This window comes from Streptomyces mutabilis, from assembly GCF_014649815.1.
Taxonomy (GTDB): domain Bacteria; phylum Actinomycetota; class Actinomycetes; order Streptomycetales; family Streptomycetaceae; genus Streptomyces; species Streptomyces mutabilis.
On record NZ_BMTT01000011.1, the window covers coordinates 12,850 to 28,876 of the forward strand.

Annotated in this window: 17 protein-coding genes and 1 pseudogene; 7 read left to right on the forward strand and 11 right to left on the reverse strand. The window is 72.1% G+C overall.

The genetic code is table 11. The features are described from left to right. Window positions 1-30: 30 nt before the first annotated feature. Both IE142_RS21925 and IE142_RS21930 read right to left on the reverse strand, forming a co-directional pair. Window positions 31-768, reverse strand: a complete 738-nt coding sequence (locus IE142_RS21925; RefSeq protein WP_191887336.1) for a methionine ABC transporter permease — start codon at window positions 766-768, stop codon at window positions 31-33. Beyond that, a complete protein-coding gene (locus tag IE142_RS21930; protein ID WP_191887337.1) occupies window positions 765-1,817 on the reverse strand; it encodes a methionine ABC transporter ATP-binding protein in 1,053 nt (350 codons plus the stop codon). Before IE142_RS21930 ends, IE142_RS21925 begins: the two co-directional genes overlap by 4 nt. A gap of 669 nt (window positions 1,818-2,486) precedes the next feature. On the opposite strand from IE142_RS21930, the gene IE142_RS21935 reads away from it, so the two are divergent. Continuing rightward, complete coding sequence (locus IE142_RS21935) at window positions 2,487-2,846, forward strand: hypothetical protein (protein WP_191887338.1); 360 nt, start codon at window positions 2,487-2,489, stop codon at window positions 2,844-2,846. A 1-nt stretch (window position 2,847) separates the two neighbouring features. Next, complete coding sequence (locus IE142_RS21940; protein ID WP_191887339.1) at window positions 2,848-3,264, forward strand: hypothetical protein; 417 nt, start codon at window positions 2,848-2,850, stop codon at window positions 3,262-3,264. Between the two features lie 25 nt (window positions 3,265-3,289). Here IE142_RS21940 and IE142_RS21945 read toward each other — a convergent pair whose 3' ends face one another. From IE142_RS21945 to IE142_RS21955, 3 genes are all read right to left on the reverse strand, one after another. Then, on the reverse strand, window positions 3,290-3,787 hold the full coding sequence (locus tag IE142_RS21945; RefSeq protein WP_043374993.1) for a GNAT family N-acetyltransferase: 498 nt from the start codon (window positions 3,785-3,787) through the stop codon (window positions 3,290-3,292). Between the two features lie 57 nt (window positions 3,788-3,844). Beyond that, complete coding sequence (locus IE142_RS21950; RefSeq protein ID WP_191887340.1) at window positions 3,845-4,339, reverse strand: RNA polymerase sigma factor; 495 nt, start codon at window positions 4,337-4,339, stop codon at window positions 3,845-3,847. Between the two features lie 74 nt (window positions 4,340-4,413). Then, window positions 4,414-5,589: a glycerophosphodiester phosphodiesterase gene (locus IE142_RS21955; RefSeq protein ID WP_191887341.1), complete on the reverse strand. Its 1,176-nt coding sequence runs from the start codon at window positions 5,587-5,589 to the stop codon at window positions 4,414-4,416. Between the two features lie 404 nt (window positions 5,590-5,993). Between IE142_RS21955 and IE142_RS21960 the strand changes: the two genes are divergently transcribed. Beyond that, window positions 5,994-6,665, forward strand: a complete 672-nt coding sequence (locus IE142_RS21960) for a lysophospholipid acyltransferase family protein (protein ID WP_100049552.1) — start codon at window positions 5,994-5,996, stop codon at window positions 6,663-6,665. Between the two features lie 107 nt (window positions 6,666-6,772). On the opposite strand, the gene IE142_RS21965 is transcribed toward IE142_RS21960, so the two are convergent. The 4 genes from IE142_RS21965 to argH form a co-directional block, all read right to left on the reverse strand. Next, window positions 6,773-8,305 (reverse strand): MFS transporter, encoded by a 1,533-nt coding sequence (locus IE142_RS21965; RefSeq protein ID WP_191887342.1) that lies wholly within the window; start codon window positions 8,303-8,305, stop codon window positions 6,773-6,775. 3 nt (window positions 8,306-8,308) lie between these two features. Further along, the gene (locus IE142_RS21970) at window positions 8,309-8,854 is read right to left on the reverse strand and encodes a TetR/AcrR family transcriptional regulator (RefSeq protein WP_229830768.1); all 546 of its coding nucleotides are present in this window, start codon (window positions 8,852-8,854) and stop codon (window positions 8,309-8,311) included. Window positions 8,855-8,947: 93 nt separating this feature from the next. Continuing rightward, entirely contained in the window at window positions 8,948-9,919 is a 972-nt protein-coding gene (locus IE142_RS21975) for an aldo/keto reductase (RefSeq protein ID WP_191887344.1), read from the reverse strand. Window positions 9,920-10,000: 81 nt separating this feature from the next. Further along, window positions 10,001-11,428: an argininosuccinate lyase gene (argH, locus tag IE142_RS21980; protein WP_191887345.1), complete on the reverse strand. Its 1,428-nt coding sequence runs from the start codon at window positions 11,426-11,428 to the stop codon at window positions 10,001-10,003. A gap of 325 nt (window positions 11,429-11,753) precedes the next feature. On the opposite strand from argH, the gene IE142_RS21985 reads away from it, so the two are divergent. The 4 genes and pseudogenes from IE142_RS21985 (at window position 11,754) to IE142_RS21995 (ending at window position 14,105) form a co-directional block, all read left to right on the forward strand. Continuing rightward, window positions 11,754-12,341: a pyridoxamine 5'-phosphate oxidase family protein gene (locus tag IE142_RS21985; protein ID WP_043374975.1), complete on the forward strand. Its 588-nt coding sequence runs from the start codon at window positions 11,754-11,756 to the stop codon at window positions 12,339-12,341. 3 nt (window positions 12,342-12,344) lie between these two features. After that, a complete protein-coding gene (locus IE142_RS21990; protein ID WP_191887346.1) occupies window positions 12,345-13,055 on the forward strand; it encodes a L,D-transpeptidase family protein in 711 nt (236 codons plus the stop codon). 84 nt (window positions 13,056-13,139) lie between these two features. Beyond that, a pseudogene (locus IE142_RS36845) lies at window positions 13,140-13,427 on the forward strand (ferric reductase); the annotation flags it as partial. Further along, window positions 13,407-14,105 (forward strand): FAD:protein FMN transferase, encoded by a 699-nt coding sequence (locus IE142_RS21995; RefSeq protein WP_229830776.1) that lies wholly within the window; start codon window positions 13,407-13,409, stop codon window positions 14,103-14,105. The pseudogene IE142_RS36845 and the gene IE142_RS21995, both read left to right, overlap by 21 nt. A 135-nt stretch (window positions 14,106-14,240) precedes the next feature. Here the strand turns inward: IE142_RS21995 and IE142_RS22000 are convergent, their stop codons facing one another. Both IE142_RS22000 and IE142_RS22005 read right to left on the reverse strand, forming a co-directional pair. Continuing rightward, on the reverse strand, window positions 14,241-14,780 hold the full coding sequence (locus IE142_RS22000; RefSeq protein WP_043374970.1) for an arginine repressor: 540 nt from the start codon (window positions 14,778-14,780) through the stop codon (window positions 14,241-14,243). A 7-nt stretch (window positions 14,781-14,787) separates the two neighbouring features. After that, window positions 14,788-15,996 carry an acetylornithine transaminase gene (locus tag IE142_RS22005; RefSeq protein WP_191887347.1) on the reverse strand — a complete coding sequence of 403 codons (1,209 nt, stop codon included), beginning with the start codon at window positions 15,994-15,996 and terminating at the stop codon, window positions 14,788-14,790. Window positions 15,997-16,027: the final 31 nt, after the last annotated feature.

Below are 16,027 nucleotides of genomic sequence, written 5' to 3' on the forward strand. Positions count from 1 at the left end.
GGTAATACGGGGAGTCTGGGGGGCGGTCGTTCAGGCGACCTTGCTCACGTCGGCCGTGGCGGGCTCCTCGGTCTTCAGCAGCCGCAGCCGGGGGGCGGCTCCGGAGCGTCCGCCGCGGCGGTGCAGGGCGCGGGCGGTGGCGTCGCCGGCGAACTGGATGAGCGAGATGGCGACGGCGAGGATCGCGACGGTGACCCACATCAGGCCGGACTCGAAGCGGTTGTATCCGTAGCGGACGGCGAGGTCGCCGAGGCCGCCGCCGCCGACGGTGCCGGCCATGGCGGAGTAGCCGATGAGGGCGATGATCGTGGTCGTGGTGCTCGCGATCAGCGACGGGAGCGCCTCGGGGACCAGGACCTTGCGGACCACGGTCCAGGTGTTGCCGCCCATGGCCTGGACGGCCTCGACGAGTCCGCCGTCGACCTCGCGGACGGCCGTCTCGACCAGGCGCGCGAAGAACGGTATGCCGCCGATGGCGAGCGGCACGATCGCGGCCTCGCTGCCGATGGTGGTGCCGGTCACCCAGCGGGTGAAGGTCATCAGCGCGACCATGAGGATGATGAACGGCAGCGAGCGGCCGATGTTCACGACCTGCCCGATGACCTTGTTCACCACGGTGTTCTGCAGCAGGCCGCCCTTGTCGGTGAGGACCAGCAGGATACCGAGCGGGAGTCCGCCGACGACCGCGAGCAGGGTGGACCAGCCGACCATGATCAGGGTCTCCTGACCGGCCTGCTCCAGCAGGGGCTGCATCTCGGACCAGGTCACTTGGCACCTTCCTTCACCAGCAGCGGCTGGCCGTCGCCGACCGCGTCGTTGTTCACCACGTCGATCTGGAGGCCCTGCTCGCGCAGGAAGCCGACGGGTACGACGTTGTCCTCGTAGCGGCCGGGCAGTTCGATGCGCATGCGGCCGACCTGGAGCCCGCCGACGGTGTCGATGGCGGCGCCCAGGATCGATATGTCGATGTTGTAGGTCCGGGAGAGGTGGGAGATGACCGGCTGGGTGGCGGCCTCGCCGTGGAAGGTGACGTCGAGGACGGTGCGGTCGTCCCCGGACGGGTCGCCGCCGACCGGGAAGAGGGCGGCGGCCAGTGCGGAGCCGGGCGTCGCGAGCAGGTCGCTCACGGTGCCGGACTCGACGATGCGCCCCTTCTCCATGAGGGCGGCCGAGTCGCAGATGCTCTTGACGACGTCCATCTCGTGGGTGATGAGCAGGACGGTCAGTCCGAGCTGCCGGTTCAGGTCGCGCAGCAGCTGGAGGATGGAGCGGGTGGTCTCCGGGTCGAGGGCGCTGGTGGCCTCGTCGGAGAGCAGCACCTTGGGATCGCCGGCCAGGGCGCGGGCGATGCCGACCCGCTGCTTCTGCCCCCCGGAGAGCTGGGCGGGGTAGGACTTGGCCTTGTCGGCGAGACCGACCAGGTCGAGCAGTTCGAGCGCCTTGCGGGAACGTTCCTGCCCCGTCTTGCCGAGGATTTCCAGCGGCAGCTCGATGTTGTCCTGCACGGTCCGGGAGGAGAGCAGGTTGAAGTGCTGGAAGACCATGCCGATACGGCTGCGCGCCTGCCGCAGTTCCTTGCCGGCGCGGGGGCCGCGGCCCGCCAGCGCGGTGAGGTCCTGGCCGGCGACGGTGACCGTGCCGGCGGTGGGGCGCTCCAGGAGGTTGACGCAGCGGATGAGCGAGGACTTGCCGGCGCCGGACTGGCCGATGACGCCGTACACCTCGCCCTCGCGGACGTGCAGGTCGACGCCGTCCAGGGCGGTGACCTCGCGGCCGCGGGAGCGGTAGACCTTGGTCAGGCCCGATGTGGTGATCACGTGGGTTTCCGTCACTGTCGAGTGCGCGACGCGCTGGTGTGCGCCGGGCACGGGGGGCGTTGTTCTTCGGGGTTCGGGGGGACCTTCGGAACGCGGCACGGTTCTCGCGGTGGCGATGCGCGGTGGCGGTGAACCGGGGAGAAACGTGTGCGCGGGGCGTGGCTCGGCCGCGGGCGCGGAGCGCGGGGACGGACTCGAGCGGGCGCTCGCTTCGGGGCGCGAGGCTCAGGTGGTGCAGGGGCCCTCTAGAAGGCGCACATTCGACACATACAACGAGCACCGGGCGTCATCGTCGCCTCGGTCGCAGGGGTGCGGTCGCTCGTCGTGCTCATGCGATCAGTAAAGCAGACGGGCGGTCCTGACCGGAGACGACCGTCCGGATGCTGGACACCCGTGGGCGGTGACCGGACGCCGGGCCCGGCGGCGGGACGCGACACCGGCCCCGCCCTCCGATCCGTATGACCAGTTCCGACAAGGCGTGCGCGTCGGTGACCGCCGTGCGGGGTGCGGGTCCGGCGACCCGGCGGTCTGTGGCCAACGCCACGGTGGACGCAGCCGGCACCGCCTTCTCCGTGGCCCGCCCCTCGCGGCTTCCGGGGCGGCACGGGCGGGGCGGCGCGAGCGGGGTCGGAGGCGGCGGGGCTTTTGGGGCGTAATAGGGTCGGCGCCATGCTTGACGTCCTGACGCTGGTGACCGGCGTCGCCGCGCTGCTGCTCGCCGCCTGGTGCGGCTGGGCGGCCTACCGTGACCAGCCGACGAAGGACTGGCACTTCATCGGCATGGCCGTGGTCTCGGTGCTGGCGCTGATCCAGCTGGTCGCGGGGACCGTACTGCTGGCGCGGGGCGAGGAGCCGGAGCAGGGCACCACGATCTTCGTGGCGTATCTCCTGGGCGCCTTCGCCTGCGTCCCGGCGGCGGGCTTCATGTCGCTGGCGGAGCGCACCCGCTGGGGTTCGGTGACGGTGGCCGCCGGTGGCGTCGTCCTCGCCGTCCTCGAGGTGCGGCTCTATGACATCTGGGGAGGCTGAGATGGTGGCGACACCAGAGCGGGCGGGCCGGCAGCGACTGATCGGCGGCCCGGGCATCCTGCTGGTGTGGCTGTACGGCGTGATGGTCGTCGGCGCGGTGTCGCGCTCGGTGTACCAGATCGCTACCGAGTTCGACCGGGCGCCGCTCGCCTACACGCTCTCGGCGCTCGCGGGTGTCGTCTACGGCTTCATCACCTGCACCCTGGTGCGCGGTGGCGAGACGGCCCGCAAGGCGGCGCTGGTGTGCTGCGCCGCCGAGCTGGTGGGCGTCCTCGCGGTGGGCACCTGGACACTGGTGGAGCCGTCCGCCTTCCCCGACGCGACCGTGTGGTCGGATTTCGGGATGGGCTACCTTTTCATCCCGGTGCTGCTGCCGCTGTCGGCCCTGTACTGGCTGCGCCGGGCCCGCACCGCGTAGCGACGGACCCGGTGGCACGCGCCGCTCAGGCGGTGGTCGCGTAGGTTCCGGCCGCCTTCTCCAGGACGATCATGGGTACGCCGTCCGCACCCTGCGCCGTCCCCACCGTCTCGTAGCCGACCCGCCGGTACAGCCGCAGGCTGCTCTCGCTGCGGTGCCCGGTGTGCAGGCGGAAGCGCTTGGCACCGCGTTCCTCGACGAGCGCCGACTCCGCGGCCCGCAGCAGCCGGGCGCCGATGCCGTGCCCCTGGAGCCGTGGGTGCACGCAGAGCTTGCCGATGGACGCGGCCCCGTCCTCGGTCACCCGCCCGCGCACCGAGCCGACGACCTCGTCGCCGAGCCGAGCGACGAAGACGCAGTCGCCGGCGACCTCCTCGCGCACGGAGTCGAGGGTCTGGACGAGCGGGTCGATGCGGTAGTTGCCGTACAGCGCCGCCTCGCTCTGGAAGCAGAGGTACTGCAGCCGGAAGATCTGCTCGGCATCCTGCTCGGTCGCCGCCGAGATGGTCACGCTCATGCCCATGTGTGCATGCCTCCCGCTCACCTGATCCGCTGTGGTCCCCCACTCCTATCCCCGTCCTCAACGGGCCGCAACCTCCGGCGTCAGCAATCGACGCAGACATCCCAGACATCGGGAACGTTCCGGTCCAAGACTGCCCTGTGAGATACCCAACTCCCCCGCGATCTCCCGGTATGTGAGGTCTTTCGGCGACAGCAGGGCCTCGATCAGCCGGGGGCAGCGGCCGGGCAGCCGGCGCACGACGTCGCGCAGGGCACGGCGGCGGGCGGCGGCGAGGGCGAGCTGCTCCGGCTCGTGCTCGGCATCGCCGGCGGGTTCTGTCTCGTACGGCCGCTCGTCGCGGCTGGTTCGGCGGCTGCGGCGGGCCTCGTTGCGGACCGCGCTGCGCAGCCAGTCGTGGGGGTCGCGGGGCGGCCCTTCGACCTCCAGCCGTTCGAGGAGGCGCAGCCAGACGGCCTGTTCCAGGTCGCCGGGCTCGGTTCCGGACGCATATGCCTCGGCCGAGGCCTCGGCGGTGAGCAAGGGGTACAGAGAGGCGACCAGGTCGGGTGTCATATGCGGGTCGACGCGACCGCCCGGGCGGTGGGTTGCCCGGGCGGCCGAAGGTCACCCCAACCGGGGTCCTGCGCTCAGCTGTTGACGAAGTCCTCGCGGGCCAGCACGCCGGTGTCGGGGTGGTCGGTGAAGACACCGTCGATGCCGGTGGCGAAGTAGGCCCGGAACGCGCCGAACACGTCGCCGTAGGCGTCGGGCTCGCTGCCCTTGCGGAAGTCCGCGGGCAGGAAGGGGTTCTCGTTGCGCATCGTGTACGGGTGCAGGATCAGGCCCGCGCGGTGCGCGTCGCGGACCAGCGTGGTCGGCTCGGTGAGCCGCCCGGCGGAGTCCTTCGGGATGATCAGGTCCAGGGTCGGGCCGATGCCCTGCGCGTAGGAGGCGATCTCCTTCAGCCCTTCCGGCGTGATGAGGTCGGCGGTCGTGCGCGGGTCGCCGTTCTCGACGAAGTCCCAGGGGCGGCTCTTGGCGCCGGACAGCAGGACGGCGAGGGGGTTGCCGACGAGCCTGTTCATCCGCTGGATGCTGGTGGGCTCGAAGGACTGGATGATGACGGGCGAGTTCTTCCGGTCCTTGCCGTACTTGCGCAAGAGCCGCGCGAGTCGCTCCTCCGTGCCCAGGCCCAGCTTGCGGAAGTAGGTGGGGTGCTTGAGTTCGGGGTAGATCCAGACCTGCTTGCCGCGCTTGCGGGTCTGCTCGTTCTGCCAGCGGAGCACCTCTTCGAAGGTGGGGATCTCCCAGCGGCCGTCGTAGAGGGTGTTGTGCGGGCGGTTGGCCGGGATGCGCTCGGTGGCGCGCAGCGTCTTGAGTTCGGCGAGGGTGAAGTCCTCGGTGAACCAGCCGGTGGTGGAGACCCCGTCGAGCAGCTTGGTGCGCTTGCGGTCGGCGAACTCCGGGTGGTCGGCGACGTCCGTGGTGCCGCCGATCTCCGGCTCGTGCCGGCAGACGAGGTGACCGTCCTTGGTGGGCACCAGGTCGCCGGCCTCGACGATGTCGGCGCCCATGTCGAGGGCGAGTTCGTAGGCGCCGAAGGTGTGCTCGGGGCGGTGGCCGCTGGCGCCGCGGTGGCCGATGACCGTCGGCACGGGCAGGCCCTTCACGCCGCTTCCGCGTCCGCCGCCGTGCCGGGGGTCGGCGGCTCTCGCCGTGCCGGGCAGGCCCAGTACGGCTCCGCCCGCGCCGAGCACCGCCGCCCCGAGGAGCGCCCGCCGTCCGGTGCCGCCCGTCTGCTCGTCCGACTCCTGCGTTCCCATCAGGGCCTCCCTGTCGTTGACCGTCGGTGCGGGCCGATCGTAGGGGCGCATACATGACGGGTGGGAGACCGCGGCGGGAACACGCGGGTGCGTCGGGATGTCGTACGGGCGTGGAGTGGCCGGTGGGACGGGACGGGTGACGTGCCGTCGGCTTCGGACCGGCGGGCCGGAGTACGCGGTCGGTGGCCGCGAGTCCCGTCGTGACGGTGGCTCGCGAGCCCGCGGGAGCGAGCTGCCTCACATCCCCGGCAACCGTCGCCTCCGCGCAACGTCCCTGCACCGCAGGTGAACGCATGTCAACACCGTGTGACGCCCGGGTGACCCGACGTGCGCGACCCCCTGGGCCGCGAGTAATGTCCTCACCTGCACAGACTCATACCGCATCCCCGACACCGGAGGACCCGTTGTCCCGCTTCGCGCTCATCAAGGCAGTGCTCGGTCCGATCATGCGCCTGATGTTCCGCCCACGGGTGGAGGGTGTGGAGAACATCCCGGGCGACGGCCCGGTGATCCTGGCCGGTAACCACCTCACCTTCATCGACTCGATGATCCTGCCGCTCGTCTGCGACCGGCAGGTCTTCTTCATCGGCAAGGACGAGTACGTCACCGGCAAGGGCCTCAAGGGCCGGCTGATGGCCTGGTTCTTCACCGGCGTCGGCATGATCCCGGTCGACCGCGACGGCGGCCGGGGCGGGGTCGCGGCGCTGATGACCGGCCGCCGGGTGCTGGACGAGGGAAGGATCTTCGGCATCTACCCGGAGGGCACCCGCTCTCCCGACGGCCGCCTCTACCGGGGGCGCACCGGCATCGCGCGGCTCACGCTGATGACCGGCGCTCCCGTCGTACCGTTCGCCATGATCGGTACCGACAAGCTCCAGCCGGGCGGCGCGGGCCTGCCGCGACCGGGCAAGGTCACCGTCCGCTTCGGCGAGGCGATGGAGTTCTCCCGCTACGAGGGCATGGACCGCGACCGCTACGTCCTGCGGGCCGTGACCGACTCCGTGATGACCGAGGTCATGCGGCTGTCCGGCCAGGAGTACGTGGACATGTACGCGAGCAAGGCGAAGGCGGCGTAGGGCTGCGGAACGCACGGACACGCAAGACGAACGAATGGGACGGCGGGTCGCTCGGTGAGCGGCCCGCCGTCCACGTCCACGTCCACGGCCCTACGGCCGCCGTACGGCTACGGGTGCTCCACCCGGTCCTCCAGGTGCTGGCCGCGCAGCAGGAACCAGGCGGCCACGGCAGCCGCCAGCAGGACCGTCGCGCCTACGCCCGCCGCGAGGGTCAGGCCGTCGACGAAGGCCTGGCGGGCGGCGTCCAGCAGGGCCCCGGCCGACCGGACCGGCAGGTGCGCGGCGCCCCCCACCGCGCCGCCCAGTGACTCGTGAGCCGCGGCCGGGGTGCCGGCCGGGCCGGTGAAGTCGCGGTAGACGCCGGTCACGATGGAGCCGAGCACGGCGATGCCGAGGGCGGCGCCGAGTTCGTAGGCCGTCTCCGAGACCGCGGAGGCCGCGCCCGCCTGCTCCTTGGGCACGCTGGAGAGGATCACGTCGGCGGTGACGGTGAAGGAGAGCCCGGCGCCGACGCCGACGACCAGCAGGGCGGTACCGAGCAGCGGGTACCCGGTGTGCTGGCCGATGACGGTCAGCACGGCCAGCGCGAGGCCCACGGCGGCCAGTCCGCCGGAGACGACCGCGCGGACCGAGAAGCGCCGTGCGGCGCGACCGGCGATCAGGCCCGCCACCACCGCGCCGATCGCGGCGGGCAGTTCTGCCAGGCCCGCCTCGAACGGCCGCCTTCCCTGCACCAGTTGCAGGTACTGGGAGAGGAAGAACACCAGCCCGGACAGGCCGAGGATGGTCAGCAGGTCGGCCAGGACCGCACCGCTGAAGCCGCGGCTGCGGAACAGCCGCATGTCGAGCAGCGGGGCCGGCATGGTCAGCTGGCGGCGGACGAAGCCGTGGAGCGCGGCGGCGCCCAGCAGGCCCGCGGCGAGCGTGGCCCACGCGAACCCGTGCGCGGCGGCCTCCTTGACGGCGTACACGACACCGACCATGCCGACCAGCGAGAGCACGACGCTGAGCAGGTCCCACGGGCCCGGGTTCGGGTTGCGCGACTCCGGCAGCAGCTTGATGCCGACGACGACCAGGACGGCCATCACGGGCAGGTTGATCAGGAAGACCGAGCCCCACCAGAAGTGCTCCAGCAGGAAGCCGCCGACGACCGGGCCGACCGCCGCACCGGCCGAGGCCGCCGCGCCCCAGATGCCGACGGCGAGGCTGCGCTCGCGCGGGTCGTGGAAGAGGTTGCGGATCAGGGCGAGGGTGGCCGGCATCAGGGTGGCGCCGGCGACGCCGAGCAGGGCCCGGGCGACGATCATCAGCTCGGGGGTGTGCGCGTAGGCGTTGAGGACGGAGATCGCGCCGAACGCCGTGGCGCCGATGAGCAGGATCCGCTTGCGGCCGATGCGGTCGCCGAGGCTGCCCATGGAGACGAGCAGTCCGGCGATGACGAAGGAGTAGACGTCGCCGATCCACAGCAGCTGGGTGCCGGAGGGGGCGAGGTCCTCGCTGATGTAGGGGGTCGCGAGACCGAGCACGGTCGCGTCGACGGCCACCAGCAGTACGGCCAGCACGAGGACGGACAGCGCCAGCCAGCGGCCGGGGCGCTTCACCGCCTCGGTGGACTGCGCCGACTGCAGGGTGCGGGTCATGGTTCACTCTCTCCGAAGCGCGCCGCCGAGCAGCAGCTCGACGATCATGTGGTTGAAGTCGTTGCGGGCCACGCGGCCCGCGGCCACGGCCCAGGCACCCGCGCCCAGCAGGCCGTAGAGGGCCTCGGTGAGCCAGGCCGGGGTGAGGTCGATGCGGAACTCCCCACTCTCCTGGCCCCGTCGGAACAGGTCGGTGAGCCCGGCGTCGATGCGGGCCCAGCCCGCGTTCTGCTCCTCGCCCTCGAACAGCTGGTTCTCGGTGTGCAGGAAGGCGAGCAGCGCGGCGGCGGGTTCGATCCCGCGCACGAGCCGGCGCACCGCGTCGGCCGCCGGTCCGTCGTCCGTGCGGGCCGCATCCAGGGCGGCCTCGCACTCGGCGATGCCGAGCTCTTCCAGCGCCTTGACGAGGGCGTCGCGTCCGGCGAAGTGCCGGTGGAGCGTGGCCCGGCTGATCCCGGCGGCCCTGGCGACCTCGTCCATGGTCGCGGTGGATTTCCGGGTCAGCAGGGCCGCGGCGCTGCGCAGTACCTGTTCTGGATCGACGGCCATGAGACGACGATAACCCACATGAGACATTCATGTCTCACACTGGGCAAGGGTGACTCACCTCTCAGGTCAGTCACGGTCTCGAAGAGGCGAGGCTCAGTGCCAGCGCAGCTGCCCGCGCCGCCCCCAGTACGCCTGCGGGTCCTCGACGAGTGCTCCGAGGCGTGCCACCTGGTCTTCGTCGAGGTCGACCACGGCGGCGTGCAGATTCGAGCCGAGCTGGTTGACGGTCGCCGCGCCGGAGAGGACCACGCCGGCCCAGGGCTGTCGCAGGATCAGCGCCAGGGCGACCGCGTCACAGCCCAGGGCCGTCTCCTCCGCCACCGCCTTCAGTGCCTCGGGCGCGTACGGCTCCGCGAGGCGGCCGTTGGCCATGCCCTCCTTGACGATCACGGTGAGTCCGGCGTCGTGCGCCTCGGCGAGCGCGGGCCCGGCGGAGGTCTCCAGCATGTTGTACGTCGACTGCACGGTGCGGAAGAGGGGTTCGCCGTCGACGGTCACGGCGAGCGCCGCGCGAATGGCGTCGGCCTGGGCGGGACCGCTGGTGGAGAAGCCTACGCTGACGCCGCGCGCGGCGGCCTCGGCCAGCTTGGCGTGCAGGTCCTTGTCGGTGAGGGCCGGGCTGTCGGGGGTGAGCGAGTGGATCTGGTACAGGTCCAGTCGGTCACCGAGCAGGGCGTCGCTCTCGGCGCGCTGGCGCTCGTACGTGGCGACGCCGTGGTCCTTGACCTCGTGCTGCTCGGCGTCGGCGGACCAGTCGGCCGTGTAGGTGTAGCCCCACTTGCTGCCGACGACGACGTCGTCGACATCGGGGCGTTCCCGGAGCCAGCCGGCCAGGAACTCCTCAGAGCGGCCGTAGGAGCGGGCGGCGTCGAAGTAGCGCACGCCCTGGGCGTAGGCGGCGTCGAGGAGGTCGTGGGTGCGTTCGCGCATCGCCTCGACGGTGCGGTCGGCCGGCAGGTCCCGGTCGCGGCCGAGGTTGATGTAGCCGGGGCGGCCGACGGCGGCGAGACCCAGTCCGATGTTGCAGGTGGGGGTGGTCGCCGCGGCCAGGCGGGCGAAGGGCATCGCGGACTCCGTTCGGTCGGCTGCTGAGCTTTTGAAGCTGTTGACCAACGTAACCGCGATGCCCCCCGGGCACACCGGGTGCTACTTCTTGGCGTCCACCCACGCGTGCTGGGCGGCCACGTCTTCCTTCACCTCGGCGAGCTGGACGGCGACCGCGCCGGGCGCCGTGCCGCCGCGGCCGTTGCGGGAGGCGAGGGCGCCGGGGACGTTCAGGACGCTGCGGACCTCGGGGGTGAGGTGGGCGGAGATCTTCGCGAACTGCTCGTCGGTCAGCTCGTCCAGCTCCTTGCCCTCGGCCTCGGCGACCTTCACGCACTCGCCGGCCACCTCGTGCGCGACGCGGAACGGCACGCCCTGCCGCACCAGCCACTCGGCGATGTCGGTGGCGAGCGAGAACCCGGCCGGGGCCAGCTCCTCCATCCGCTCACGGTGCACGGTGAGGGTGGCCATCATGCCGGTGAAGGCGGGGAGCAGGATCTCCAGCTGGTCGATGGAGTCGAAGACCGGCTCCTTGTCCTCCTGGAGGTCTCGGTTGTACGCGAGCGGGAGGGCCTTGAGGGTGGCCATCAGGCCGGTCAGGTTGCCGATGAGGCGGCCGGACTTGCCGCGGGCCAGCTCGGCGATGTCCGGGTTCTTCTTCTGCGGCATGATCGACGAGCCGGTGGAGAACGCGTCGTGCAGCGTGACGAAGGAGAACTCCTTCGTGTTCCACAAGATGATCTCCTCGGCGATCCGGGAGACGTTGACGCCGATCATCGCGGTGATGAAGGCGAACTCGGCGACGAAGTCGCGGGAGGCCGTGCCGTCGATGGAGTTGCCGGCGCTGCCGCGCTCGAAGCCGAGGTCCGCGGCGACCGCCTCCGGGTCCAGGCCGAGGCTGCTGCCCGCGAGCGCTCCCGAGCCGTACGGCGACACGGCCGTGCGCTCGTCCCACTGGCGCAGCCGCTCCGCGTCCCGCCCGAGCGCCTGGACGTGGGCGAGGACATGGTGGGCGAAGAGCACCGGCTGGGCGTGCTGGAGGTGGGTGCGGCCGGGCATCGCCACGTCCGGGTGGGCTTCGGCGAGGCCGATCAGCGCGTCCTGGAGTTCGGCGATCAGGCCGCCGACGATACGGGCGTGGTCCCGCAGGTACATGCGGAAGAGGGTCGCGACCTGGTCGTTGCGGGACCGGCCGGCGCGCAGCTTGCCGCCGAGGTCGGGACCGAGGCGTTCCAGCAGGCCCCGCTCCAGGGCGGTGTGGACGTCCTCGTCGGCGATGGTGCCGGTGAAGGAACCGTCGGCGACATCGGACTCCAGCTGGTCGAGACCGGCGATCATCCGGGTCAGCTCGTCCTCGGTGAGCAGCCCCGCCTTGTGCAGCACGCGCGCGTGGGCACGCGAGCCGGCGATGTCGTAGGGCGCGAGCCGCCAGTCGAAGTGGACGGACGCGGACAGCTTCGCCAGCGCCTCGGCGGGACCGTCGGCGAAACGGCCGCCCCAGAGCCGGACGTCACCGCTGTTGCTGCTCACTTGGGTCGCTCCTCAAGGCCGTCGATGTGCCACCGCTTCCGCACGGTTGCCTCCGGTGGCATGCATGAGTATGCAGAGTACTGCATGATTCGTCAATTCAGTGGCCGGTTGAGTGCGCAGGGCCCTGAGCCCGTATCCCCCTGGCCGGGCACAGTCGCCGTGGCCGCCCCGTGGAACGCCGGCCGGGACGGCCACGGCTTCGCCCGGCGCGGGTGCGGGTGCGGGTGCGGGTGCGGGCACAGCCTGCCAGGGTTCGCGTCCGGATGGCGGGACCGCCGACCGGATTCCCGGACAGGCGTACGACCGCCACCCATAATCGTTAGACATGGGAAAGACTCACGCACGCATAGACGGCAGGCTCCGCACCTTCATAGAGGCACAGCCCCTCTTCTTCACCGCCACCGCACCCTTGTCCGGCGACGGCACGGTCAACCTCTCCCCCAAGGGCCTCACGGGCAGTTTCGCCGTCCTGGACGACCTCACCGTGGCCTACCTCGACTTCGCCGGCTCCACCGCCGAGACCATCGCCCACCTGCGTGAGAACGGGCGGATCACCCTGATGTGGTGCGCCTTCCAGGGGCCGCCGAACATCGTCCGGGTGCACGGCCGCGGCGAGCCGGTCTTCCGCGACGACCCCCGTTTCCCGGAACTTCTCACCCACTTCCCGGACATCGACCCGAGCGCGCACGGGCTGCGCGCCGTCATCGTCGTGACCGCCGAGCTCATCCGGGACTCCTGCGGCTACGCGGTCCCCTTCATGGCGTACGAGTCGGACCGGGACCTGCACGGCAAGCGTTTCGCCCGCGAGGACGACGCCTCGCTCAGCGCGTACTTCACCAAGAAGGAGCACATCGCGACGAGCCTGGACGGACTTCCCGGGCTGCCGTTGCCGCTGCCCCCCTCTACCGTCTGAGCCATGCGTCCCGGTGTCGTCGCCGCCCTCCTCTCCGCCTCCCTGCTCGTGCCCGGTGCCGCGCCCGCCGGCGGGTCCGCTCCGCGGCCGCTGCCGGCCCGGATGGCGGACACCGGCGGCGGCACCCAGCTGATCACCGCGGTCGCGCCGGGCACCGGCTCGACCGATGGCCGGGTGACCTGGTGGGAGCGCGGGGGCGGCGGTCGGTGGGTGAAGGCCGGTTCCGCACCGGCCCGCTTCGGCGCGGGCGGGCTGACCGACGGGTCGACGCGCGAGCAGGGCACGAACACCACCCCGACCGGCCTGTACGACCTGCCGTACGCCTTCGGCATCGAGCCCGCGCCGCACGGGACGGCCTACCGGTACCGCCCCGTCCGCGAGAACTCCTGGTGGTGTCAGGACAATGCCTCCCGCGCCTACAACCGCTGGACCGAACCCCGCCCCGCCGACTGCCGCGCCACCGAGGCCGAGCACCTGATCACCTACACGGAGCAGTACGCCCACGCGCTGGTCGTCGGCTTCAACTACCACCGCCCGGTGCGCGGCCGCGGTGCGGGCATCTTCCTGCACGTGAACGGAGGCGGGGCGACGGCGGGCTGCGTGTCGGTGCCCGAGGAGGCGATGCGGCGCATCCTGGGGTGGGCGGAGCCGTCTGAGCGCCCGCACATCGCCATCGGCACCTCGGGCGGGGCGACGGCGATCACGCGCTACTGAACGGCGACGGCCCGGCGGACGCTGAACGCTCGGCCGGCACGGCGCGTATCTGTGGGCCAAGGGTCAAGTCCCCACGGAGGAACCGTGACCACCACGCTCGCCGGCGGCCGTGCCGCCCGCCGTCAGACGATGCGGCGCATCCGTCCGCGCCGCTCCCCCGCCGTCCCTCTGCTGCTCGTCGTGTGGGCGGGCGCGGCGGGCGTGTTGTGGCTGTGGTGGCGCAACACGCCCGCCATCTCCGACCGGACCGGCATGATCCTGAACGCGGGCCGGATCACGGGCCTGCTCGCCGGGTACCTGATGGCACTGGTGGTGCTCCAGATGGCGCGCGTGCCGGCGCTCGAGCGGCGGGTGGGCTCCGACCGGGTCGCGCTGGACGAGGCGGCAGCGGAACTGCGGCGGGTCGACGAGGTGTTCAGCACCTATCGGGAGGACAGTGAGGTCTCCCGGCTGGCAGGCGGTGAGACGACGCTCGCACGGTGCGCGCACGAGGTCGCCGAGGTGCTGGAGCTGGCCGCTGAGGCGGAACGGGTGAGCGACGGCTGGTTCAGCACGTCGTACCGGGGGCGGCCGGATCCGACGGGGATCGTCAAGGGCTGGGCCGTGGAGTGTGCCGCCCGGCGGGTCGCGGCGGCCGGTGCGACGGGCGTCAGCGTCAACGGGGGCGGGACCGTGCAGTTGCTCGGTACGCCGGGGGCGGGGCGGCCGTGGCGGGTCGGCGTGTCGGACCCGCTGCGTCCGGGTGGGCTGGCGGCGGCCGTGTCGGCGGCGGGGGCGCCGGAGCTGGCCGTGGCGACGTCCGGCTCGGCGGAGCGGGGCGCGCACGTCGTCGATCCGCGCACGGGGCGGTCCGCGGTAACCGATCTGGTGTCGGTGACGGTGGTGGCGGCCCGGCTGACGTGGGCGGACTGCTGGGCCACGGCGGCGTTCGCGAGGGGGGCGCGGGAGGGGTTGCGGTGGCTGGAGTCGCTGGACGGGGTGGAGGCGCTGTTGGTGACGGCGAGGGGCGAGGTGCGGTGCACGGGAGGGCTGGCCGCCCGCTTGGGCTGAGGTACCCGCGTATCACTCACCCGCAGCCGCGGGGGGTGCTGTGGCCGGCCTCGCTGCAGCGCACCCGGGGGCGCGGGGAACTGCGCGACCAGCCACCGCCCACCCGCAACCGCCCCCCGGCAGCCTCCGCGGCGCTCAGCTCCCGTTCTGAGCCAGCCGCAGCAAATGGTCCGCCAACGCCTGCCCACCCGTCGGCTCCCTGCTGATCAGCAGCAACGTGTCGTCACCCGCGATCGTCCCCAGGATGTCGTGCAGCTCCGCCTGGTCGATCGCCGAGGCGAGGAACTGCGCCGCCCCCGGAGGAGTCCGCAGGACCACGAGGTTCGCCGACGCCTCCGCGGAGATCAGCAGCTCCGCGGAGAGCCGCCGCATCCGCTCCTCCTTCGCCGACTCCCCGAGCGGCGCCCGCGGGGTGCGGAAACCACCCTCGCTGGGCACCGCGTAGATGAGGTCGCCGTCGTTGTTGCGGATCTTGACCGCGTTCAGCTCGTCCAGGTCCCGGGAGAGCGTCGCCTGCGTGACGGTCAGCCCGTCGTCGGCGAGCAGCTTCGCGAGCTGGCTCTGCGAGCGCACCGCCTGCCGGTTGAGGATGTCCACGATCCGGCGGTGCCGTGCGGTGCGGGTCTGCGGTACGGCAGGCCCACCGGTCTGCTCGTGCTCCTGCGCCTGGCTCATCGTCGTCTCATTCTCCGGATCGTCCGTCCCCGTGGGCCGCGTCGGCGGCTTGGTCAAGGATGCCGGGCAGCGCCCGGAGGAACGCGTCCACCACGTCGTCGCCGAGGTTCAGCGGCGGCATCAGCCGTACGACATCGGGTGCGGGCGCGTTCACCAGGATTCCGGCGTCCTGAGCCGTCTGCTGCACCTGGGGCGCGAGCGGCTCGGTGAGCACGATACCCAGGAGGAGTCCGGCGCCCCTGACGTGGGCGATCAACGGGTGGCCCAGCGCCTCGACCGCGCCGCGGATCTTCTCGCTCTGCCGCTTGACGTTGTCCAGCAGCCCCTCGTCCGCGATGGTGTCGAGGACGGCGAGGCCGGCGGCGCAGGCGACCGGGTTGCCGCCGAAGGTCGTGCCGTGCTGACCCGGCTGGAGGAGCTCGGCGGCACGGCCGAAGGCGACGGTCGCGCCGAGCGGCAGGCCGCCGCCGAGGCCCTTGGCCAGGGTGACGACGTCCGGCAGGACGCCCTCGTGCGCCTGGTACTCGAACCAGTGCCCGGTCCGGCCGACGCCGGTCTGCACCTCGTCCAGGACGAGCAGCGCGCCGGTGGCGGCGGTGATGGCGCGGGCCGCCTTCAGGTAGCCGGGGGGCGGGACGACGACGCCGTTCTCGCCCTGGATCGGCTCGATGATCACCAGGGCCGTCTCCTCGGTGACCGCGGCGGCCAGCGCCTGCGGGTCGCCGTACGGGACGTGCGTGACCTCGCCGGGCAGCGGCAGGAAGGGCGCCTGCTTGCCGGGCTGGCCGGTCAGCGCCAGCGCCCCCATGGTCCGGCCGTGGAAGCCGCCGTCGGTGGCGACCATGTGCGGGCGCCCGGTCAGCCGGCCGATCTTGAAGGCGCCCTCGTTGGCCTCGGCGCCGGAGTTGCAGAAGTAGACCTTGCCGTCGCGGCCGAAGCGCTGGAGCAGCCGTTCGGCGAGCGCGACGGGCGGCTCGGCGATGAAGAGGTTGGAGACGTGGCCGAGGGAGGCGATCTGCCGGCTCACCGCCTCGACCACCGCCGGGTGCGCGTGGCCGAGTGCGTTGACCGCGATGCCGCCGACGAAGTCCAGGTACTCCTTGCCGTCGGCGTCCCAGAGCCGCGAGCCCTCGCCGCGCACCAGGGGCAGGCTGGGCGTGCCGTAGTTGTTCATCAGCGCGCCCTGCCAGCGCCCGGTCAGCTCTTCGTTGCCCACGGCTTCCCCTGTGTTCGGTCCCCCGGCGTTG